A 13,747-nucleotide genomic window follows, 5' to 3' on the forward strand; every position below is an offset into this window, starting at 1 on the left:
GCGATTCTCCTGAGTTGTGAACACGGGGGCGGCGTGGGGGCGGCCCGGTGGGCCGTCGGGCTTCGCGGGCGTCGGGCCGCCGAGGCTAGGGGCGGGAGGTGCGGCGGAGCGTGAGGCCGCGGGACGACTCGACGAAGCCCGCGGCGTGCAGGGCGCGGCCGACGGCGGTGCCGTAGACGAACTGACCGCTGACCTGCTCGATCGTGAGGGTGTCGAGACGGTGGGCGCGCGCTGTCTCGACGAGGCTGCGCGCCGCGGCGGCGAGCACGGTCTCGTCGTCGGTGAAGGCGAGGGCCGAGCGTCCGCCGCGCTCGAGGTAGAGCACCAGGATGCCATCGACGAGCGTCACGAGCGCACCCGCCTTGCGGCCGGGGCGATGGCCGACCCCCTCGAGCGCGGGCCACGCGAGCGCCGCGCCGTAGGGGTTGGCGGGGTCCGTCGCGGCCAGTGTGCGCGCGGCGAGCGGTGCCGGATCAGGCAGCGTGGCGAACTCGCGCACGCGGTCGATCGTCGCCGACGTCGCGAACTGTGCGGCGCCGAGGCGTTCGATGACATAGCCGCGGCGGCAGTGCCCGGCATCCTCGAATCCGGAGAGCACGCGATAGACCTGCGCGAACCCGCCCGGCACGCCTTCGGCCTGCACCGAGCCGCGCGTGACGACGCCGTACCGCTCCAGCAGCAGGCTCGCGGTCGCCGCGGCTCGGACGGCGGCGTCGGGCTCGGGCGCCGGCAGCAGCGACCAGCGGCCCCCGGCGAGGGGTGCGCGCGGTGGCGTGGTGCGCGCGGCGGCCAGCGGCGTGCCGCGGAACATGCGGGTGCGCGGTGTGCGCCGCGCCGTGCGATGCGCCTGCGAGCCACCCGACAGCAGCGTGCGGATGGGGGCGAAGGTGTCACCCGTGACACGCCCGGTCCAGGCGAGGTTCCACAGCGCGTCGACGACGGCGGTCTCGCTCTCGGCGCCGGTCAGCGTCTGGAGCTGGGCCGCGAAGAACGCGCCGCCGCCGACGAGCACGTCGAGCACCCGCTGCTCGAGTGCGCTCGTCTCGGCCGGCTCGTCGGGCGGAACGAGCGTGACGGATGCCAGATCGGCCGGATGCAGGGCGATCCAGCCGTCGCGTCCGGGCAGCGAGCCGTGGCCGGACCAGACGACCTCGCCCGTGGCGAGCAGCTCGTCGAGCAGGGACGGCGCGTAGTCGCGCACGCGTGACGGCAGGATGAGCGACTCCCACGCGCTCGCCGGGAGCGGCACGCCCGCCAGCTGCTCGATCGTGGCGAGCACGCCGTCGACGCCCTCGAGCGGCCGATCGAGGTGCTGCCATGCGGGCAGGAACCGTGCGAACGCGTCGGGAGGCACGGGCTCGACGGCGCCGCGGATCGCCGCGAGGGAACGCAGTCGCAGCCGGCGCAGCACCTCGGTGTCGCACCATTCGCGGTCGTCGGATCCCGGCGGGGCATCGGCGAGGAAGTATCCGCTCGACAGGCGGCCCTGCGACTCGAGACGCTGCAGCGCCTGGCGCGCGACCGCTGCGCCGAGCCCGAACCGGGCGGCGACATCGCCGGTGCGGAAGGGCCCGTGCGTGCGGGCATGGCGGGCGACGAGGTCGGCCAGTGGATCGGCGACGGGCTCGAGGAACGCCGTGGGGATGCCGACCGGCAGTCCGATGCCGAGGGCGTCGCGCAGGCGCCCGGCATCCTCGATCGCGGCGACCCGCTCGCTGCCCGCGATCGTCACGGGGATCGCCCGGCGCGCCGCCACCAGCTCGCCGAGCAGCGCGGATGCCAGCGAAGCAGCGCCTGCCGCTCCGGCCCCCGCTGATCGCGTCCCGTCGTCGGGCCTGGCCCCCGCGCCCGAACTATCCACGCCCGCTGATCGAGTGCCGTCGCGCAGCACCACCGCTGATCGAGTGCCGTCGCGCAGCGACGGTGTATCGAGATCCCGCGTATCGAGATCAGACGTATCGCGATCCCGCGCATCGAGACCCGCCGACGCCGCGTCCAGCCGCTCCGCGACCTCCGCGGCATCCAGGGGTCCGAGCAGGCGCAGCAGGTCGGCGACGCCCTCGACGCCGCGCACGCGCCGGTCGGGGGCGAGCCGCTGCGCCTCGGCCTCGAACTGCACGATGACGGCGGGGTCGAGCAGCTCACGCAGCTCGACCTTGCCGAGCAGCTCCGACAGCAGGGCGGGGTCGATCGACAGGGCCGCCGCGCGTCGCTCGGCGAGGGGCGAGTCGCCCTCGTACATGAACGCACCGACATATCCGAACAGCAGGTCGCGTGCGAACGGCGACGGCTGGCTCGTCGTGGTCTCGACGAGCCGGATGCGCCGGTCGCCGATCGCGCGGGCGACGCGCAGCAGCGCGGGCAGGTCGTAGACGTCTTGCAGCACCTCGCGCAGCGTCTCGAGGATGATCGGGAACGTCGGATGCTTGCGCGCGACCTCCAGCAGCTGCGCCGAGCGCTGCCGTTGCTGCCACAGCGGCGCGCGCTTCTGCGGGTTCAGGCGCGGCAGTAGCAGCGCCCGGGCCGCGCACTCGCGGAAGCGTGAGGCGAACAGGGCCGATCCGCCCACCTCGTCGGTCACGAGCTGCTCCAGCTCGTCGGGTTCGAACACGAACAGCTCGGCGCCGGGCGGCTCGGCGTCGGCGTCGGGCACGCGGGCGATGATGCCGTCGTCGCTCGCGACCGCCGACCCTTCGACGCCGAGGCGTTCGCGGATGCGTGCGTTCACCGCGAGCGCCCACGGCGCGTGCACGTGCATGCCGTAAGGGGAATGCAGGATCACCCGCCAGTCGCCGACCTCGTCGCGCGACCGCTCGACCGTGAGGGTGCGGTCGGTCGGCAGGCTGCCGGTCGCCTCGCGCTGCTCGCTCAGGTAGGCGAGCAGGTTGGCGATCGCGTTGTCGTTGAGGCCCGACTCGCGCAGGCGTGCCGTCGCCTTCTCGGGAGGCTCCGCGGCGATCTCGCGTGAGAACCGGCCGAGCGCCTCGCCGAGCTCGGACGGTCGCCCGAGGCCGTCGCCGTGCCAGAACGGCAGCTTGCCGGGCTGCCCGAACGCCGGCACGACGTTGACGCGGTCGTGCGTGATCTCGACGATGCGCCAGCTCGTTGTGCCGAGAGTGAACACGTCGTTCACGCGCGACTCGTAGACCATCTCCTCGTCGAGCTCGCCCACGCGCGCGCCCGTCGTCTCGCCCGCGACGAACACGCCGAACAGGCCGCGATCGGGAATCGTGCCGCCGCTCGTGACCGCGATGCGCTGCGCGCCCGGCCGCCCGGTGAGCGTGCCGTGATCGCGATCCCACACGACCCGCGGTCGCAGCTCGGCGAACTCGTCGGACGGGTAGCGTCCCGCGAGCAGATCGAGCGTCGCCTCGTAGGCCGAGCGCGGCAGCGAGCGGAACGGTGCCGAGCGGCACACCGTCTCATACCAGCCCTCGACGTCGACCGGCCCGACGGCGCACGCGGCGACCGTCTGCTGCGCGAGGATGTCGAGCGGGTTCTGCGGAATCGCGATCGCCTCGATCTTTCCCGCGAGCATGCGCTCGGTCACGACGGCCGTGTGCAGGATGTCGCCGCGGTGCTTGGGGAACAGCGCCGCGCGGCTCACCTCGCCCACCTGATGCCCCGCGCGCCCGACGCGCTGCAGACCGGATGCCGCCGACGGCGGCGCCTCGACCTGGATGACGAGGTCGACGGCTCCCATGTCGATGCCGAGCTCGAGGCTGCTCGTCGCGACGACGCAGCGCAGCGTGCCCGACTTCAGCTCGTCCTCGACCTGCGCGCGCTGCTCCTTCGACACCGATCCGTGGTGCGCCTTCGCGAGCACGGGCGGCGCGCCGCTGGAGACGCCGGACTGCGCCATCGTCTCGGCCGGCATCCCGCCCGCCGGGCGCGCGCCGGCGCGCGCCGCCCCCGCCGGAACGCCGCCTGGCGTCGAGCCCGCCCCCGCTGGTCGAGTGCCGTCGCGCAGCGACGGCGTATCGAGACCCGGCGTATCGAGACCCGGCGTATCGACACCCGCGAGCTCTTCGTAGATCTCATTGAGCCGGCCCGTGAGCCGCTCGGCGAGCCGGCGGGAGTTGGCGAACACGATCGTGGACCGGTGCGCGAGGATGCGCTCGACGATCGCCTCCTCGACGTGCGGCCACACCGAGCCCGTCGCGGGCGCCGAGGTCGTGTACCAGTCGGCATCCTCGTCGGTGTTCCCGGCATCCGCCGGCGTGCCCGGAGGCGGCGGGGGATTGGCCATGTCGGGCATCGGCACGACGACGCGCAGATCGAAGGCCTTCGTGGCGCGCGGCGCGACGATCTCGACGGGCGCGGCGCCGCCCAGGAAGCGCGCGACCTCGTCGATCGGGCGCACCGTCGCCGAGAGGCCGATGCGCTGCGCCGGAGCGTCGAGCAGCGCGTCGAGGCGCTCGAGGCTCACCGCGAGGTGCGCGCCGCGCTTGGTCGCGGCGACGGCGTGCACCTCGTCGACGATCACGGTGTGCACGCCGCGCAACGTCTGCGCCGCCTGCGACGTCAGCATGAGATAGAGGGACTCGGGCGTCGTGATGAGGATGTCGGGCGGGTCGACGACGAGCCGCCGACGGTCGGCCGCGGGCGTGTCGCCCGAGCGCACGCCGACCGTCACGGGCGGCACGCGAAGGCCCAGCCGCCGGGCCGACTGGTCGATGCCCACGAGCGGAGACCGCAGGTTGCGCTCGACGTCGACGCCCAGGGCCTTGAGCGGGGAGACGTACAGCACGCGCGTGCGCGGCATGCTCGAGGCCTGCGTGCCGCCTTCCTCGGCGGACGAGGACTCGCGCTTGTCGTGGAAGATGCGGTCGATCGCCCAGAGGAACGCCGACAGCGTCTTGCCCGAGCCGGTCGGCGCGACCACGAGGGCGTGCCTGCCCTCCGAGATCGCGGCCCACGCACCCGCCTGAGCCGTCGTCGGCCGCGCGAACGCGCCGCGGAACCAGTCCTGCGTCGCGGGGCCGAAGCGGGCGAGTGCGTCATCCATCACCCCATCATCGTCCGACCCTCCGACATCGACGCCACGAGTGCGGGAGATCGGCGGGCGCGACCCCGATCGCGCCCGCGTGTCGGGGCTCTGCGGTAGCGTCGAGAACCGGCGGCACCGTGCCCGTGCACGGACCGCCACCTGACCCGTAGTCCACACCCGCACCCATCCCGAGGAGCCCCGTGACGAGCCCTGCCCCGAGCCGCGAGCCGCGCGCGGAGACGAGCCCGGCGGAGGGCACGGCCACGAGCCCGTCGACCGATTCCGCGGCGACGTCCCGCGTCGTGCCTCGCGGGGGCGTATCGCCGGTGCTCGTCGCCGTCGTGCTCGTCGCCGCGCTCGCCGTGGCCTCGCTGCTCCTGCTGCAGGGCGACGGCTGGCTGTGGGGCGTCTGGCTGTTCACGCTCGCGCTGCCCGGCGCCGCCGTGTGGCCGCTCGCCGTGCGGCTGTTCCATCGCACGCCCGCGGTCGTGCTGCCCTTCGCGCTCGCGCTCGGCGGACTGCTCGTCGGGCTCGCGGTGTGGACCCTGGCATCCCTGCGCATCCTGCCGTTCCAGTCGTGGGCGATCTGGCTCGTCCTCGCCGCGCTCGCGGCGGCCTGCTGGGGGCCGCCGGGCCTGCGCGCCGGCGTGCGCGACCTGCGCGGCGACCGCCACGCGCTCGTCGGCGCGACCCTGTTCGCGGCGCTGTTCGTCGTGGCGCTCGGCGCATGGAGCTATGTGCGCGGCATGAACCCGGCGATCGACGGACTCGAGAAGTTCATGGACTTCGGGTTCATGATGAGCCTCGTCCGCAGCGACGCGCTGCCCGCCGCCGACCCCTGGCTCGCCGGCCACGACATCAACTACTACTACTTCGGGCAGTTCTTCTACACGCTGTTCGTCAAGCTGAGCCTCGTGCCGCCCGCGGTCGGCTACAACCTCGCCGTCGCCTCGACGGTCGCCTACGCGCTCACGCTCGCGGCCGCGATCGGATGGCAGCTGAGCGCCTGGCGTCGGCCCGGACGTGCCCGTCGGCACGCGCTCACGGCCCTCGCCACGGCGTTCTTCGTCGGCGTCGCCGGCAACGCGCACTCCTTCTTCTACGCGACGAACGGTCCCGGTCGCGGGCTCATCGAGGCGGGCAGTGCCGCCGGCCTTCCGCTGGGCAGCACCGCGGACTGGTTCTACCCGCGATCCACGCGCTACATCGGCTACAACCCCGAGACGACCGACAAGACGATCCACGAGTTCCCGTCGTACTCGTTCCTGGTCGGCGACCTGCACGCGCACCTCGTCAACACGCTGTTCGTGCTGCTGTTCATCGGTCTCGTGATCCAGCACGTCGCCACGCGGTCGACGCAGGCGACGACGGATGCCGTGGACCCCGGCGCCCCCGTCGCGGCGCGCCTGCGGGGCGCGGCCCAGGCCCTCGTGCGCACGCCCCTCCCGCTGTTCGGCGCGCTCGCGCTCGCGGTGTTCCTGATGGGCAACTACTGGGACCTCGTGATCTACTACGTCGTGCTCGCGGGCGTCGTGCTCGTGGCGGCGATCGGCGCGCGCCCGCGGCCCACGGCATCCGCCCTCGGCCTGTTCGCCGTGCAGCAGCTATGCGTGCTCGTGCCGTTCGCCGTGATCGGCGACGTCGTGCTCGCGACCGTCGTGATGCTCGCCGGCAGTGGGCTCGCGGCGTTCTGCCTGCGTGTGCGCGACGAACGGCTCACGCGCGACGGTGCGGGGGTCGCGTTCGCGTTCGCCCTCGCGCACCTCGTCGCGCTGCCGTTCGGCCTCGGGTTCGACCCCATCTCACGCAGCATCGCGTTCGCGCAGGCGCACACGCCCGTGTCGCAGCTGCTCGTCGTCTGGGGCCCGCAGCTGCTCATCCTGCTCGGCGGCGCGATCGCGTTCGTCGCGGCGCGGCCGTTCGTGCGCGACCGCCCGGCGAGCGACTGGATCGTCGTCGCCCTCGGCCTGTGCGCGGTCGGGCTCATCGCCGTGCCCGAGGTCGTCTACGTCGTCGACATCTATGAGAACGGGTTCGCGCGCGCGAACACCATGTTCAAGCTGACCTATCAGGCGAGCATCCTGCTCGGCATCGTCATGCCGTACGTGCTGGCGGGTGCCGCGCTGCGCGCGTGGGACGCCTGGCGCGAACGCCGCGCCGCGGCGGCGAGCGGTGCGGCGGCGGACGCGGACGGCGCGGCGGGCGACGGAGGTGGTGCGGCGGCGGACGGGGGCGGCGCGGCGGTGGACGGGGGTCGTGCGGCGGGTGGTCGCGCCGTCGTGCGCACGACCGTGCTCGTGCTCGGTCTCGCGGCGGCGGTCGCGCCGGCCTGGTACCCGCTCGCGGCCCTGCCGCAGGTGATCCCGACGCTGCGTCCCGCCGACTACCGGGGATACGACGGGGCCGCGTGGATGGCGCGTTCCGCCCCGGGCACCACGCTCATCGGCGGTCAGCAGCACAACGAGGCCCTCGCCGACGACGCCGCGGCGATCGCGTGGCTCAACGCGGAGGTCGACGGTCAGCCGCACATCGTGGAGGCCGCGGGCGTGTCGTACACGCACCTCTCCCGCATCTCGTCGTTCACGGGGCTGCCGACCGTGCTCGGCTGGGACACGCACGAGTGGCTGTGGCGCACGTCGGCGAGCCAGCCCGACGCCTACGGCGCCGTCGTCGCCCCGCGCACGCGCGAGATCAAGGAGTTCTACACGCAGCCCGACGTCTACGCCGCCGACTTCCTGCAGCGCTACGACGTGACCTACGTCATCGTCGGCGAGCTCGAGCGCTCGCGGTACCCCGACATGGACCCCGCGCGCATCGAGGCCCTCGGCGAGGTCGTGTTCCGCAGCGGCACCACGGCGGTCGTGCGCGTCGGCTGACGACCGGATGCCGGCGCTGCCGCGGTCCGAACTCCTCCGATTCGCGCCCCGTGGGGTGGGAAAGCGCGCGTGGGCGGGCGCTGGTCCTCGAATCGGAGGAGTTCGGGCGCGGTGGTCCGGCAGCCGGACCCGGCATCCGGACCCGGCATCCGGTCAGGACAGCTCGCTCAGCACGCCGTCGCGCAGCTCGAGCGTGCGGTCGAGCCCGAGCCGGCCGAGGAAGCCCTCGTCGTGGCTCACGACCAGCACGGCGCCGCGATAGGACGAGAGCGCCGTGACGAGCTGATCGAGCGTGTCGAGGTCGAGGTTGTTCGTCGGCTCGTCGAGCACGAGCAGCTGCGGCGGCGGATCCGCGAGCAGCAGCGTCGCGAGGGCGACACGGAACCGCTCGCCGCCCGACAGCGCCGACACCGGTCGCAGCACGGCGTCGCCGCGCACGAGGAATCGCGCGAGGCGGTTGCGCAGCTCGACGTCGCCCGCACCCGGCGCCGCGGTGCGCACGTTGTCGAGCACCGTCGCGGCGTCGTCGAGCCCGTCGATGCGCTGCGACAGGTATCCGATCCGTTCGGTGTGCGCGACGATCGCGATCTCCTCCCGCGCGCCGCCCCGGTCACCTTCCCGGCCCGAACCTGCTCCGTCCCGTTCACAATTCAGGAGATCCGGTCCCGGATCGGGCTCTTGGCCCGACTGAGCCGTGGGTTTTCCTGAGTTGTGCACACCGTCCGTCTCGGGTCGGTCGTCCGGCCCGGTGCTGCCGCCCGGGCTCCTTCCCCGCTCCGAACCTGCTCCGTCCCGTTCGCAATTCAGGAGATCCGATCCCGCATCGGGCTCTTGGCCCGGTCGGGCCGTGGGTTTTCCTGAGTTGTGAACGCCGTCGGGCCCGGCGCCGCCGTCCGGCACGGCAGCGCCGTTCGGGCCGTCGCCCACGAGCCGTCGCAGCAGGGTTGTCTTGCCGGCGCCGTTGGGGCCGACGAGGGCGACGCGCTCGGGCCCCTGGATCACCCAGCCGCCGATCGTCGCGATGCGGCGCCCCGCGGCGACGGCCGGGTCGGGCAGGTCGATGCGCACGGTGTCGTCGTCGCGCACGCGGCGCCCGGCGGCATCCAGCGCCTCGCGCGCGGCCTGCTCCTTCTCCGACGCCTCGCCGCGCAGCCGGCCCGCCGACTCCTGCGCCGCGCGCTTGCGGCCGCCCGCGACGATGCCGGGCACGCGTTTCTCGAGCTGCGCCTTGCGGCCCATCGCGGCGCGCGTCTGGAGCACCTGCTCCTGGTGGATGCGGTCGCGCTTCTCGCGCCGCAGCGCCTGGCGCGCCGCGGTCTCGGCCGCGCGGGCCGCCTCCTGCTCGGTGTCCCGCCACTCCCGCCATTCGGAGTACGGGCCGCCGAACACCGACAGCTCGTTGCGATACAGCTCGGCGGTGTCGTCCATGAGCTCCAGCAGTGCCGTGTCGTGGCTGACGACGATGAGTGTGCCGCGCCATCCCCGCACGAGGTCGCGCACGCGGGCGCGCGCGTCGCGGTCGAGGTTGTTCGTGGGCTCGTCGAGCAGCGCGATGCCGGCGCCGCGCAGCTGCACGCCGACGAGCGCGGCCAGCACCGCCTCGCCACCGGACAGCTCGCCGACGCGCCGGTCGAGCGCGCCGTCGGGCAGCCCCGCCTGGGCGAGCGCGGCCGTCGCGCGGGCCTCGACGTCCCAGTCGTCGCCGACGGCGTCGAAGTGGGCGAGGTCGACGTCGCCGCTCTCGATCGCGCGCACGGCGTGCAGGCTGCGTGCGATGCCGAGCAGCTCGGCGACGGGCCGGTCGACGTCGAGGGTGAGCTGCTGCGGCAGCCGGTCGACGCGCCCGCGCGTGGCGACCGAGCCGGATGCCGGGGCGAGCTCGCCCGCGATGAGGCGCAGCAGCGTCGACTTGCCGCTCCCGTTGCGGCCGATGAGCCCCGTGCGGCGCGTACCGAAGGCGCCGGAGACGCCGTCGAGCGCGACGGTGCCGTCGGGCCAGGTGAAGGTGAGCCGGTCGAGGACGACCGAGGAATCGTGTGCGGACATGTGTCTCCCGAGATTCGGGTCGCGACGACACGCGCGGATGCTCCGGATGCCGGGGACGCCGACGAGGAACGGCGGAAGGACCGAGGGAGCGGACGGGTCGACGCGACGGGTGTGGATCACCGCGCGGAACCCGTCGTGAAAGGCGACGGCTCAGGCGCGGCTTACAGCGCGGCGGCGTCGATACCCTTCAACGGTCTTCCTCACACTCGGGACAGGAACGCACGCCACGATACCCCACGTCGCGCGCGCCCGGCTGTGAACCGCACAGGCCGAGTGTTCAGGTTCCGACCGTAGGTTGGTGGCATGCGCCTGCTCCTCATCCGTCACGCTCAGACTCCGAACAACGTCACGGGTGCTCTCGACACGGCCTATCCCGGCGCCGGGCTGACCGAGCTGGGCCTGCGTCAGGCCGCCGCGATCCCCGACGCGCTGGCTCCGGGTGCGATCCCCGACGCCCTGGCTCCGGGCGGCATCGCGGCGATCGCGGTGTCGCCGCTCGTGCGCACGGGGCTCACGGCCGCGCCGCTGGCCGAGCGGCTCGGGGTCGACGCCCGCGTGCAGCACGGGTTCGAGGAGATCCTGGCCGGCGACTGGGAGATGTCGCGCGAGTGGGCGGCGGTCGCCGCGTACCGGGCCGCGCTCCTCGCGTGGGCCGACGGCGATCTGGCGCACGCCCTCCCCGGCGCGCCCGACGGGGCCGACTTCCTGGCGCGGTTCGACGCGGCCGTGCACGCGACCGTGTCGCCGCTGAACGACGACGAGACGGCGGTCGTGGTGAGCCACGGCGCTGCGATCCGGGCGTGGGTCACGCTGCGCACGGGCACGTCGCTCGTGCGCGGCACGTCGATGCCGAACACGGGGATGGCGGTGCTCGAGGGCGACCCGGATGCCGGATGGGCGCTGCGCGACTACGTGGGACGTCCCATCGGCGGCATCCACCTCGACGGCGGCCACGCGCACGACGCCCTGCTCGACGTCACGCCCCACACCGGCGGCTGACGCCCCACACCGGCGCCTGACGCCCCGGGCCCCGCGGGCGTCCCGCTCGGCCCCGTGCCGCGCGGTTCGGCGCATCCCGTCCCGCGAGCCGTCCCGCGAGAGTGCATCGGGCGGCCGAGCGTGCGCCGGGCATCCACGTTCTCGGCCGAGAGATGCACTCTCGGCCGGGAGGTGTGCTCTCGGCCAGGAGTTGCACTCTCGTCCGGGAGTTGCACTCTCGTCCGGGAGGTGTGCTTTCGGCCAGCCGATGCACTTTCGCCGGGAGGCGTGCTTTCGGGCGGGAGGTGCGTGCTCGAGGCGTGGAGGTGCTGGGGTGCGGGGATGCGGGGGTCAGCGGACCTGGAGCAGCACCTTGCCGATCGCGTCGCCGCCCGTGACGCGGTCGTGCGCGGCCGTGGCGTCGGCGAGCGGGAAGACGGCGTCGACGACAGGTACGACCGTGCCCGCGGCGATGAGCGGCCAGGTGTGCTCGAGGGTCGCGGCGACGACCTCGGCCTTCGAGCCCGGCCCGTCGACGGGGCGCGAGCGCAGCGTCGTGCCGTGCACGCTCGCGCGCTTGGCGAGCAGCGCGCCGAGGTTGATCTCGGCCTTCGTGCCGCCCTGCAGGCCGATGACGACGAGCCGTCCGCCGCTGCGCAGCGCCGACACGTTCTGCGCGAGGTACTTGGCGCCCATGATGTCGAGGATGACGTCGGCGCCGCCGTGCCGCTTCACGACATCGGCGAAGTCCTCGGTCGTGTAGTCGATCGTGACGTCGGCGCCGAGGGACTCGGCGCGGGCACGCTTCTCCGGCGTGCGCGCCGTCGTCGCGACGCGGGCCCCGAGCGCGTGCGCGACCTGGATCGCGTGCGTGCCGATGCCGCTGGAGCCGCCGTGCACGAGCAGCAGCTCGCCGGGCCGCAGATGCGCCGTCAGCAGCAGGTTCGACACGACCGTGCAGGCGACCTCGGGGAGAGCGGCGGCGGTCACGAGATCGATGCCCGCGGGCACGGGCAGCACCTGCACGGCGGGCACGGCGACCTTCTCGGCGTAGCCGCCGCCGGCGAGCAGCGCGCACACCTCGTCGCCGACGCTCCAGCCCTGCACGCCCTCGCCGACCTCGGCGATCGTTCCCGAGACCTCCAGGCCGTAGACGTCGGACGCCCCGGGCGGCGGCGGATAGTGGCCGCTGCGCTGCAGGATGTCGGCGCGGTTGACGCCCGCGGCGACGACATCGATCACGACCTCGCCGGGCCCCGCGACGGGGTCGGGCAGGTCGGAGACGGACAGCTCCTCGGTTCCGGTGACGGCGCGCATGTCCCCAGTCTGTCAGCCGCAGAGCCCGTCGGCCGGAGAGCCCGTCGAACGCGGCGCCGGCTGGAGCCGCGCCCGCAGGAACGCCACGACGTCGTCGAGCTCCTGCTGCGAGACGCTGTGGCCGAGCCCGGCGTACACGCGTCCGCTGAGATCGACGTGCGCCGGCAGCCACTGCACCGTGTGCGCGATCCGGTCGGCGGGGATGACCTCGTCGCGGTCGCCGCGCCCCCAGAAGACGGGCGGTCTCAGCTCGGCGAGGCGGGCGTCGGATGCCAGCGGTGCGGCATCCGCGTATCCCGAGAGGTTGACGGCGAAAGCGAACCGCTCGGGCTGCAGCCGCAGGGCCTGCAACGAGATCGCGCCGCCCTGCGAGAAGCCCAGCAGGCCGACGCGATCGGCCGTGGTCGCGGCATCCACCCACGCGATGAACCGCTCCGCCGCCCGTGTGATCGACGCGGGCGATCGGCCGTCGAGCCCCTCGATCGGGTACCACGACCACCCCGGTGCGGGGAACGGCGGGGTGAGCGGCGCGCGCACCGCGGCGACGACGTATTCGGGCGGCAGATACGGCACGAGGCCGAACAGGTCGCCCTCGTGCGAGCCGTAGCCGTGCAGCAGCACGAGCAGGGGACGGCCGTCGCGCTCCTCGGGCGGGACCGACCAGAGCACGGCGCCGTCGTCGAGGGCGGGGATGTCCACGCCGGGCGTGCCGCCGCCGGGGGTGCCGCCGGTCGTGGCGCTGTCGGGTGCGGGGCTGTCGGGTGCGGAGGCCATGCGCCCATTCTGGCAGGGGGCTCCGACACGGCCGGATGCCGCGATGCCGGGCCCCGGCGCGCGTGAGGGTATACATGGATCATGGCCGTGCGAACCCCCGACCCCGACCCGAACGAGCGCGACGACGACGGCACGCCCGACGATCCGCTGCGCGGCGTGGGGGCGTCGTTCGGTCGGCCGGGGCATCCGCTGGGCGACGGCTCGTTCGGCTCGCCGGCACCCGGCAACGCGAGCAACCCCGCGTGGCTGACCGACGTCGAGCTCGCCGAGGCGCGGCGCCGGCTGCCCATGCTCTACGTCGAGGCGGTGCCCGTGCGCACCGACGGGCTCGGCGCGGTCACCCAGGTCGGCATCCTGCTGCGGGCGACGCCGCTGGGCGAGATCACCCGCTCGATCGTCTCGGGGCGCGTGCGCTACGGCGAGACCATCCGTGACGCCCTCTTCCGCCACCTGGAGAACGACCTCGGACCCATGGCGTTCCCGCTGCTGCCGCCGCAGCCGGTGCCGTTCACCGTGGCCGAGTACTTCCCGCTGCCCGGGGTGAGTGCCTTCCACGACGACCGGCAGCACGCCGTGTCGCTCGCGTTCGTCGTCCCCGTGACGGGAACGTGCGAGCCGCGTCAGGACGCGCTGGAGGTCACCTGGATGACGCCGGAGGAGGCGGCATCCGACGCTCTCGCGAGCGAGATGGAGGGCGGGCGCTCGACGCTCGTGCGGCTCGCGCTCGCGAGCGTGGGCGCGCTGCGCTGAACGCCCGGGCGCGCCG

7 protein-coding genes are annotated in these 13,747 nt (G+C 74.0%); 3 read left to right on the forward strand and 4 right to left on the reverse strand.

Features of this window, described 5'->3' with window-relative positions; all coding sequences use genetic code 11:
* Positions 1–85: 85 nt before the first annotated feature.
* Complete coding sequence (locus tag AOA12_RS03125; RefSeq protein WP_054680016.1) at positions 86–5,008, reverse strand: Lhr family ATP-dependent helicase; 4,923 nt, start codon at positions 5,006–5,008, stop codon at positions 86–88.
* A 182-nt stretch (positions 5,009–5,190) separates the two neighbouring features.
* Between AOA12_RS03125 and AOA12_RS03130 the strand changes: the two genes are divergently transcribed.
* Complete coding sequence (locus tag AOA12_RS03130) at positions 5,191–7,866, forward strand: DUF2298 domain-containing protein (protein WP_054680019.1); 2,676 nt, start codon at positions 5,191–5,193, stop codon at positions 7,864–7,866.
* A gap of 153 nt (positions 7,867–8,019) precedes the next feature.
* Here the strand turns inward: AOA12_RS03130 and AOA12_RS23800 are convergent, their stop codons facing one another.
* A complete protein-coding gene (locus AOA12_RS23800) occupies positions 8,020–9,912 on the reverse strand; it encodes an ATP-binding cassette domain-containing protein (RefSeq protein WP_054680022.1) in 1,893 nt (630 codons plus the stop codon).
* A 303-nt stretch (positions 9,913–10,215) separates the two neighbouring features.
* On the opposite strand from AOA12_RS23800, the gene AOA12_RS03140 reads away from it, so the two are divergent.
* The gene (locus AOA12_RS03140) at positions 10,216–10,911 is read left to right on the forward strand and encodes a histidine phosphatase family protein (RefSeq protein ID WP_054680025.1); all 696 of its coding nucleotides are present in this window, start codon (positions 10,216–10,218) and stop codon (positions 10,909–10,911) included.
* A gap of 330 nt (positions 10,912–11,241) precedes the next feature.
* On the opposite strand, the gene AOA12_RS03145 is transcribed toward AOA12_RS03140, so the two are convergent.
* Together AOA12_RS03145 and AOA12_RS03150 are read right to left on the reverse strand one after the other, a co-directional pair.
* Positions 11,242–12,207 carry an NAD(P)H-quinone oxidoreductase gene (locus AOA12_RS03145; RefSeq protein ID WP_054680028.1) on the reverse strand — a complete coding sequence of 322 codons (966 nt, stop codon included), beginning with the start codon at positions 12,205–12,207 and terminating at the stop codon, positions 11,242–11,244.
* Positions 12,208–12,219: 12 nt separating this feature from the next.
* Positions 12,220–12,981 carry an alpha/beta hydrolase gene (locus tag AOA12_RS03150; protein WP_082405888.1) on the reverse strand — a complete coding sequence of 254 codons (762 nt, stop codon included), beginning with the start codon at positions 12,979–12,981 and terminating at the stop codon, positions 12,220–12,222.
* Positions 12,982–13,062: 81 nt separating this feature from the next.
* Here AOA12_RS03150 and AOA12_RS03155 point away from each other — a divergent pair, with 81 nt between their 5' ends.
* Positions 13,063–13,731: an NUDIX hydrolase family protein gene (locus AOA12_RS03155; protein ID WP_054680031.1), complete on the forward strand. Its 669-nt coding sequence runs from the start codon at positions 13,063–13,065 to the stop codon at positions 13,729–13,731.
* Positions 13,732–13,747 lie beyond the last annotated feature (16 nt).

Origin of the sequence: Microbacterium sp. No. 7 (assembly GCF_001314225.1) — a bacterium.
Lineage (GTDB): Bacteria > Actinomycetota > Actinomycetes > Actinomycetales > Microbacteriaceae > Microbacterium.